The sequence below is a fragment of the Sphaerotilus sp. genome (assembly GCF_041083715.1).
In the GTDB taxonomy this organism is placed as follows: Bacteria; Pseudomonadota; Gammaproteobacteria; order Burkholderiales; family Burkholderiaceae_C; genus Sphaerotilus.
The window spans coordinates 1-6,846 of sequence record NZ_JBFPGY010000294.1; the positions used below are offsets into that span (position 1 = coordinate 1).

The 6,846-nt window shown below is 69.7% G+C and carries 8 protein-coding genes; 4 read left to right on the top strand and 4 right to left on the bottom strand.

All coding sequences use genetic code 11. The features are described 5' to 3' along the window. A partial coding sequence (locus AB3X43_RS13745; RefSeq protein WP_369430425.1) for a hemerythrin domain-containing protein occupies positions 1-340 on the bottom strand: 340 nt, incomplete at its 3' end. A 186-nt stretch (positions 341-526) separates the two neighbouring features. On the opposite strand from AB3X43_RS13745, the gene parS reads away from it, so the two are divergent. After that, on the top strand, positions 527-904 hold the full coding sequence (parS, locus tag AB3X43_RS13750; RefSeq protein ID WP_369430426.1) for a type II RES/Xre toxin-antitoxin system antitoxin: 378 nt from the start codon (positions 527-529) through the stop codon (positions 902-904). A 13-nt stretch (positions 905-917) separates the two neighbouring features. Continuing rightward, positions 918-1,376, top strand: a complete 459-nt coding sequence (locus AB3X43_RS13755) for an RES family NAD+ phosphorylase (protein ID WP_369430427.1) — start codon at positions 918-920, stop codon at positions 1,374-1,376. 10 nt (positions 1,377-1,386) lie between these two features. Here the strand turns inward: AB3X43_RS13755 and AB3X43_RS13760 are convergent, their stop codons facing one another. Further along, positions 1,387-2,661, bottom strand: a complete 1,275-nt coding sequence (locus tag AB3X43_RS13760) for a Glu/Leu/Phe/Val family dehydrogenase (protein ID WP_369430428.1) — start codon at positions 2,659-2,661, stop codon at positions 1,387-1,389. Between the two features lie 198 nt (positions 2,662-2,859). Next, a complete protein-coding gene (gene proC, locus AB3X43_RS13765; protein ID WP_369430429.1) occupies positions 2,860-3,684 on the bottom strand; it encodes a pyrroline-5-carboxylate reductase in 825 nt (274 codons plus the stop codon). 126 nt (positions 3,685-3,810) lie between these two features. Between proC and AB3X43_RS13770 the strand changes: the two genes are divergently transcribed. Continuing rightward, positions 3,811-4,056, top strand: coding sequence for an antitoxin (locus AB3X43_RS13770; RefSeq protein WP_369430430.1), 246 nt, complete (start codon positions 3,811-3,813; stop codon positions 4,054-4,056). Between the two features lie 3 nt (positions 4,057-4,059). Beyond that, complete coding sequence (locus AB3X43_RS13775) at positions 4,060-4,491, top strand: type II toxin-antitoxin system VapC family toxin (protein WP_369430431.1); 432 nt, start codon at positions 4,060-4,062, stop codon at positions 4,489-4,491. Here the strand turns inward: AB3X43_RS13775 and AB3X43_RS13780 are convergent. Continuing rightward, positions 4,484-6,846, bottom strand: a 2,363-nt coding sequence (locus AB3X43_RS13780) for an L-glutamate gamma-semialdehyde dehydrogenase (protein ID WP_369430432.1), incomplete at its 5' end; no start/stop codon positions are given. The genes AB3X43_RS13775 and AB3X43_RS13780 overlap by 8 nt on opposite strands.

The window sequence follows — 6,846 nt, forward strand, 5'->3', positions numbered from 1 at the left end:
CGAACCACTGCATCAGCTCCGGCAGCAGCCGCCCGATCAGGTCGGTCTTGCCCTCGTCCACATGCTGGCGGCGCACGTCCTGCAGCACCGCCAGCACCTGCGTGTGCTGCATCGAGTGGCAGTTCTGTGGCGCGAATCCGAGCGCGGCCATCCAGCGGTCCTCCTGTGCGAAGTGCTCGATGGTGTGCGCGACAAGCGCGTCGTACCGCGGCAGCAGCACCGCATCCGGCTGGCCCAGCGCTGCCTCGACCTGGATCAGGTGGTCGACGAACTCCCGGTGGGTGGCGTCCATCTGGGGCTGGCGGGTGAGCAGTTCGTCGTTCCAGGCGATCTCGGGCATGGCAGGTTTCTCGTCGTTCTTCGGGAATACGTGGTGGTGCGGTGGCGCGGTGACCGCGCCGAGGCGCGCACCCTAGCAGACCTGCCGGGGCGCGAAGTTGACCCGGCGCAAGTTGCAGGAACTGAGCACCTTCTCCATGGTTTGCAAGGCCATCCGCTTGCCGTTTGGCAATGGTAGGATGGCCAGATGGCAAACACACTCCTCGATGCACGCAACGCCGTGCGCCAGGGGCTGCCGTTCTCGGTCTTCGAGTCGGTGGCATCGCAGCTGGACATGGCCCCACAGCAGATGACACAGGTGCTTGGCATCCCGCTGCGCACGCTGGCGCGCCGCAAGACCGAACACCGCTTCACGCCGCAGGAGTCCGACCGGCTCTACCGGCTGACCCGCGCGGTGGAGATGGCCACCGAGGTGCTGGGTGACGCGGACAAGGCGCGGCGCTGGTTGAAGTCGCCGAACCGGGCCTTGGGTGGCGAGGTGCCCTTCGACCTGCTCGACACCGACATCGGTGCGCACCAGATCGAAGAGGTGCTCATGCGCCTGAACCACGGCATCTTCAGCTGACACCGGGGTACCCGTGAGAATCTGGCGCATCTGCCGCCAGCCGTTTGTCGCCACGGCGCTGGATGGCATCGGCGGGCTTTATGCCGGTGGCCGCTGGCACCGCCGCGGTCGGCCGATCGTCTATGCGGCGAGTTCGGCGGCGCTGGCCGCCCTGGAAGTGCTCGTCCACGTCGATCCGCTCGACGCGCCGGACGACCTGCGCCTGCTGACGCTGGAGGTGCCCGACGACCTGCTGATCGAGCAGGTCGACGTGGCAGCGCTGCCTGCGCGGTGGCTCGCGGTGCCAGCGCCGGATGAACTCGCCGCGCTCGGCAGCGACTGGCTCGCCAGCCGGCGCAGCGTCGCGCTGAGCGTGCCGTCGGCGGTGATCCCGATCGAGCGCAACCTGCTGCTCAACCCGCTGCATCCGGACCTGCTGCGTGTGCGGATCGTCAGCGACACGGCCTTCACCTTCGATCCGCGGTTGATGTAGCGGGTGCCGCTCAGGGGTACAGCCCGCGCTCCTGCCGCGCCATCAGGATGCGCTCGCAGGCCACGGCGAAGGTGGCGGTGCGCAGCGTGATACGGTGGCGGTCGGCCATGTCCCAGATCTTGCGCAGCGCCTCGACCATGATCTTGTCGAGCCGGAGATTGATCTCGTCCTCGGTCCAGAAGAACGACGAGAAGTCCTGCACCCACTCGAAGTAGGACACCGTCACGCCGCCGGCGTTGCAGATCACATCGGGCACGACCAGGATGCCGCGCTCGGTCAGCACGTCGTCCGCGTCGAACATCGTCGGGCCGTTGGCGCCTTCGAGCACCAGCCTGGCTTTCAGGCGGTTGGCGCGGGCGACCGTGATCTGGCCTTCGAGCGCGGCGGGGATCAGGATGTCGCAGTCCGTGTCCCAGAAGGCTTCGTCGTCGATCCGCTCAGCGCCGGTGTACGCGCCGACGCCACCATCGCGCCGCACGACCTCCATCAGATCGGCCATGTCCATGCCGCCCGCATGGGCGATGGTGCCGGTGTGGTCCTGCACGGCGACGACCTTGGCGCCTGCGCTGGTGAAGAGTTCCGCCGCGGCCGAGCCGACGTTGCCGAAGCCCTGCACCGCGATGCGTGCGCCGTCCAGGTTCAGCCCGATGCGCCGCGCCGCCTCGCGCCCGGTGACGAACACGCCGCGCCCGGTCGCCTTGACCCGGCCGAGCGAGCCACCGAGGTGGATGGGCTTGCCGGTGACGACGCCGCTGGCGGTGGCGCCGACGTTCATCGAGTAGGTGTCCATCATCCAGGCCATGATCTGCGGGTTGGTGCCCACGTCGGGGGCCGGGATGTCCTGCTGCGGGCCGATGACCAGCCCGATCTCGCTGGTGTAGCGGCGCGTCAGGCGCTCCAGCTCCTTGGGCGAGAGCTGGCGCGGATCGACCCGGACGCCGCCCTTGGCGCCGCCATACGGCAGATTGACCGCGGCGTTCTTGACCGTCATCCACGCCGACAGCGCCATCACCTCTTCCAGCGTCACGTTCGGGTGGTAGCGCACGCCGCCCTTGCCGGGGCCGCGGCTGAGGTTGTGCTGCACGCGGTAGCCCTCGAAGTGGCGCACCGAGCCGTCGTCCATCTCGATCGGCACATCGACGATCAGCGCCCGCTTGGGGTGCTTGAGCGTCTCGGACCAGCGGGCCAGCGGGCCGAGGTAAGGCAGGACCCGGTCGACCTGGAGCAGGTAGGTGCCCCAGGCGCTGTGGGCGGAAGGGGTGATGTAGGACAGCGGTGCATGCATGAGAAGGACCTCGTCTGTTGGAGCTTGGTGGAGAGACGGATCGCGCTTCGGACCGGGTGGGTCTTGATCGATCTCGTCTTCCGACGTGACTCTAGGGGGGAGGCTTCGGATGCGCTCGCCGGGGTCATGCGTTCTGTGCATGACCCTGAAGGGGCGGTCTGTGGTGCTGTCCGTGCCGGCAAATTCCGGCTATTCGGGTCAACCCCCGAACTCGTCACCCAGTTCACGGGCCCGCGTCCGGGCAGCCTGCAGCGCGGCGATGAAGCTGTCCTGCAGGCCGGCGGTGTTCATGGCGGTCAGTGCGGCGTAGGTCGTGCCGCCTTTGGACGTGACACGCTCGCGCAGCGTGGCGGGCGTCTCGTCGGAACGGCGGGCGAGTTCGGTGGCGCCGCTGAAGGTGGCAAGCGCGAGCTGCTTGCCCTGCTCGGCGGTCAGGCCCATGCGCTCGGCGGCGGCCACCATCGCCTCGATGAAATAGAACACGTAGGCCGGGCCGGAGCCGGACAGCGCGGTCACGGCGTCCAGGTCGACCTCGCGCTCGACCCACAGCACGTCGCCGGTCGGGTCCAGCAGTGCCTCGACCTGCGCACGCTCGGCGGCGGTGACGGCAGGGCGGGCGTACAGGCCCGAGATGCCCTGGCCGATCAGCGCGGGCGTGTTGGGCATCGCGCGCACGACGCGGTCGCTGCCGGTGGCGCGGGCGATGGCGTCGCTGCGGATGCCGGCCATGACCGACAGGTGCAGCGCGCCGCTGACATGGATCGCGCACGGGGCGGCGGCCTCGGCGAAGCTCTGTGGCTTGACCGCCCAGACGACGGCGTCGGCCTCGGCCAGCGTCGCGTCGGCGGCAGCGAGCGTGCGCACGCCGAAGTCACGCTCCAGGCGGGCACGCTGCTCCGCATTGGGGTCGAGCACGATCAGGTTCGCACCGGGGGTGCCGCTGCGGACCAGGCCGCCGAGGATGGCGGTGGCCATGTTGCCGCCGCCGATGAAGGCGAGGGTGGGGTGGGTGGGGTGTGTCATGGAACCAGTTTACCGAGCTGCTTCGGCTGGACGCACTTGAACGCATCACTTGCGTCGCCGATGTCATTGGTATATCTTTTTGCTACCTATTTTTGGCACTTGCCCCCAACATTCCGGAGCCTTCGCATGGACACCGCCAAACTCTTCTGGTCCGGCCGCTCGCAGGCGGTCCGGCTGCCCAAGGACTTCCGCATCGAGGGCACCGAAGTCCGCATCCGCCGCCATGGCAACGCCGTGATCCTGGAACCCTTGGCCGCCGACTGGTCCTGGCTGGATGCGCTGGCCAGTCCGCTGGATGCGGACTTCGTGCAGGCCGCCAGCGAACCACTCCCGGCGCAGGACCGTCCGGTGCTGGATCAACTGTTCGATTGATTGGTGGAACGCCTGATGCGCTACCTGCTCGACACCAACGCGGTCATTGCTGTTCTCAATACGCCGAGCGGCCCGGTGTCACGCCGGCTCCACGCCCAGGCGCCGACGGACGTGGTGGTGAGCGCCATCGTCCTGCACGAGCTGTACTTCGGTGCCTTCAACAGCCAGCGGCGCGAGCGCAATCTGGCGCTGGTGGATGTGCTGCGCTTCGAGGTGCTGGCGCTGGACACCGAGGATGCGCGCCACGCTGGTGACATCCGCGCATGGCTGGCAGCACAGGGCACACCGATCGGCGCCTACGACATCCTCATCGCCGGTCAGGCTCGGGCGCGTGGCCTGATGCTGGTGACGCGCAATCTGCGCGAGTTCGAACGGGTGCCGGGGCTGCGCACCGAGAACTGGCACCAGGATCAGGACGCCGACGAGGTCAGTTGAAACCGCCGGCCAGCAGCGTCGCGTTGCCCCCCGCAGCCGCCGTGTTGACCGTCACCGTCTGCTCCCCGCAGAAGCGATAGAGGTAGTGCGGTCCCCCCGCCTTCGGCCCCGTCCCGGACAAACCTTCCCCGCCGAAGGGCTGCACGCCCACCACCGCGCCGATCATGTTGCGGTTGACGTAGACATTGCCGACCCGCGCCCGCTCGGCGATGCGCATCGCCCGGTCGTCGATGCGCGTGTGGACGCCCAGGGTCAGCCCGTAGCCCAGCGCGTTCACCTCGTCCACCAGCGCATCGACCGCGCCGCGCCAGCGCACGACGTGCAGCACCGGCCCGAACAGCTCCTCGCGCATCTCGCCGATCGACTTCAGCTCGAACGCGACCGGCGCGATGTGCGTGGCGGCGAGTCGCTCGGGCAGCGGCGTGCGGGCGATCAGGCGGGCCTCGCGCTCCAGCCGGGCGATGTTCCGGCTCAGGCCAGCGTGCGCCTCGGCGTCGATCACCGGGCCGACATCGACCGCCCAGCTCTGCCCTGCGTCCGCCGGATCGCCGCAGACCAGCTCCGCCATCGCCCCCGCGACCATCTCCAGCACCTTGTCCGCCACGCTCTCGTGCAGGCACAGCAGCCGCAGCGCCGAACACCGCTGACCGGCCGACCGGAACGCGCTCTGCACCACCGCGTCCACCACCTGCTCCGGCAGCGCGCTGGAGTCCACCAGCATCGCGTTCAGCCCGCCCGTCTCGGCGATCAGCGGCACGATCGGGCCGTCGCTTTGCGCCAGTGTGCGGTGGATCGCCTTGGCCACCTGCGTCGAGCCAGTGAAACACACGCCCGCACAGCGCCGGTGCGCCACCAGCGCCGCGCCCACCGTCTCGCCAGGGCCGCAGACCAGCGCCAGCGCCGCGCGCGGCAGGCCGGCCTCAAACAGCAGTTCGACGAAGCGCTGTGCGACCCGCGGAGTCTGCTCGGCGGGCTTGGCGGCGACCGTGTTGCCGGCGACCAGCGCGGCGACCACCTGGCCGGCGAAGATGGCCAGCGGGAAGTTCCACGGACTGATGCAGACGAAGACACCGCGGCCGTGCAGGCGCAGCTCGTTCTTCTCGCCGGTCGGGCCGGGCAGCGTCTGCGGCGCGAGCCGGGCCGTGGCCTGCTCGGCGTAGTAGCGGCAGAAATCGACCGCCTCGCGGATCTCGGCCACGGCGTCGCCCAGCGTCTTGCCGCCTTCCTGGGCGAGCAGGCCGGCGAACTCGCTGGTGCGCCGCTCCAGCGCATCACCTGCGCGCAGCAGCACGGCGCAGCGTTCGGCGAGCGGCGTGGCATTCCAGCCGCGCTGGGCGGCGTGCAGCGTGTCCATCACGGCGGCGGCCCCTTCGACGCCCGCGTCGGTCGGCGCCGCGGGCATCGGCACGGTGAGTGATGCCAGCAGCGGCAGCCGCTCGCGCTCGGCGGCCAGATCGACGCCCTTCGAATTGGCCCGCGCTGCACCGAACAGTTGCAGCGGCATCGGCAGCACCGAGCGCGACGGCGCCCGCAGCGGCGAGGCCAGCAGCATCTGCGGCGTCACGGCTTCATCGGCCAGTTGATGCACGAACGACGAGTTCGCACCGTTCTCCAGCAGCCGCCGCACGAGGTAGGCCAGCAGGTCGCGGTGTTCGCCGACCGGCGCGTAGATGCGCAGCGGCGGTGCGTCCGGGCGCTTCATGACCTCGCGGTAGATGCCTTCGCCCATGCCATGCAGGCGCTGCAGCTCGAACGGCGTGCCATGCGGATGCGTGGCCTTGGCCATCTCCAGGATCGCGGCGATGGTGCCGGCGTTGTGGGTGGCGAACTGCGGGTAGATCTCGGGCGCGGCCAGCAGGCGCTGCGCGCAGGCGAGGTAACCCAGGTCGGTGTGGCGCTTGTCGGTCCAGACCGGGTAGCCGGGCAGGCCGAGTTCCTGTGCGCGCTTGATCTCGCCGTCCCAGTACGCGCCCTTGACCAGCCGCACCATGAAGCGCAGGCCGTGGCGGCGGGCGATGGCGGTCACCTCGTCGATGACTTCCGGCGCGCGGGTCTGGTACGCCTGTATCGCCAGACCCAGACCCTGCCACTGCGGAAAGGTCGCGGCGACATGCACCGCGAGCATGTCCAGCACGACCAGCGACAGCTCCAGCCGCTCGGATTCCTCGGCGTCGATGGTGAGGTTGATGTTGGCCTCGGCCGCCGCTTCCACGAGGTCCAGCAGCCGCGGCATCAGCCGTTCGGTCACGGTGGCGAACTGCGCCGGCTCGTAGCGGGCGTCGAGCGCGGAGAGCTTGATCGAGATGCCGTCGCCGTCCTCCGGCCGCGCCGGGCGGCCCTTGGCGGCGATGGCGC

Bases quoted from the DNA above. Each gene is read 5' to 3' on its own strand.
- AB3X43_RS13770 (WP_369430430.1), top strand. From the start codon at position 3,811: ATGGACACCGCCAAACTCTTCTGGTCCGGCCGCTCGCAGGCGGTCCGG.
- AB3X43_RS13760 (WP_369430428.1), bottom strand. From the start codon at position 2,661: ATGCATGCACCGCTGTCCTACATCACCCCTTCCGCCCACAGCGCCTGG.
- parS (WP_369430426.1), top strand. From the start codon at position 527: ATGGCAAACACACTCCTCGATGCACGCAACGCCGTGCGCCAGGGGCTG.
- proC (WP_369430429.1), bottom strand. From the start codon at position 3,684: ATGACACACCCCACCCACCCCACCCTCGCCTTCATCGGCGGCGGCAAC.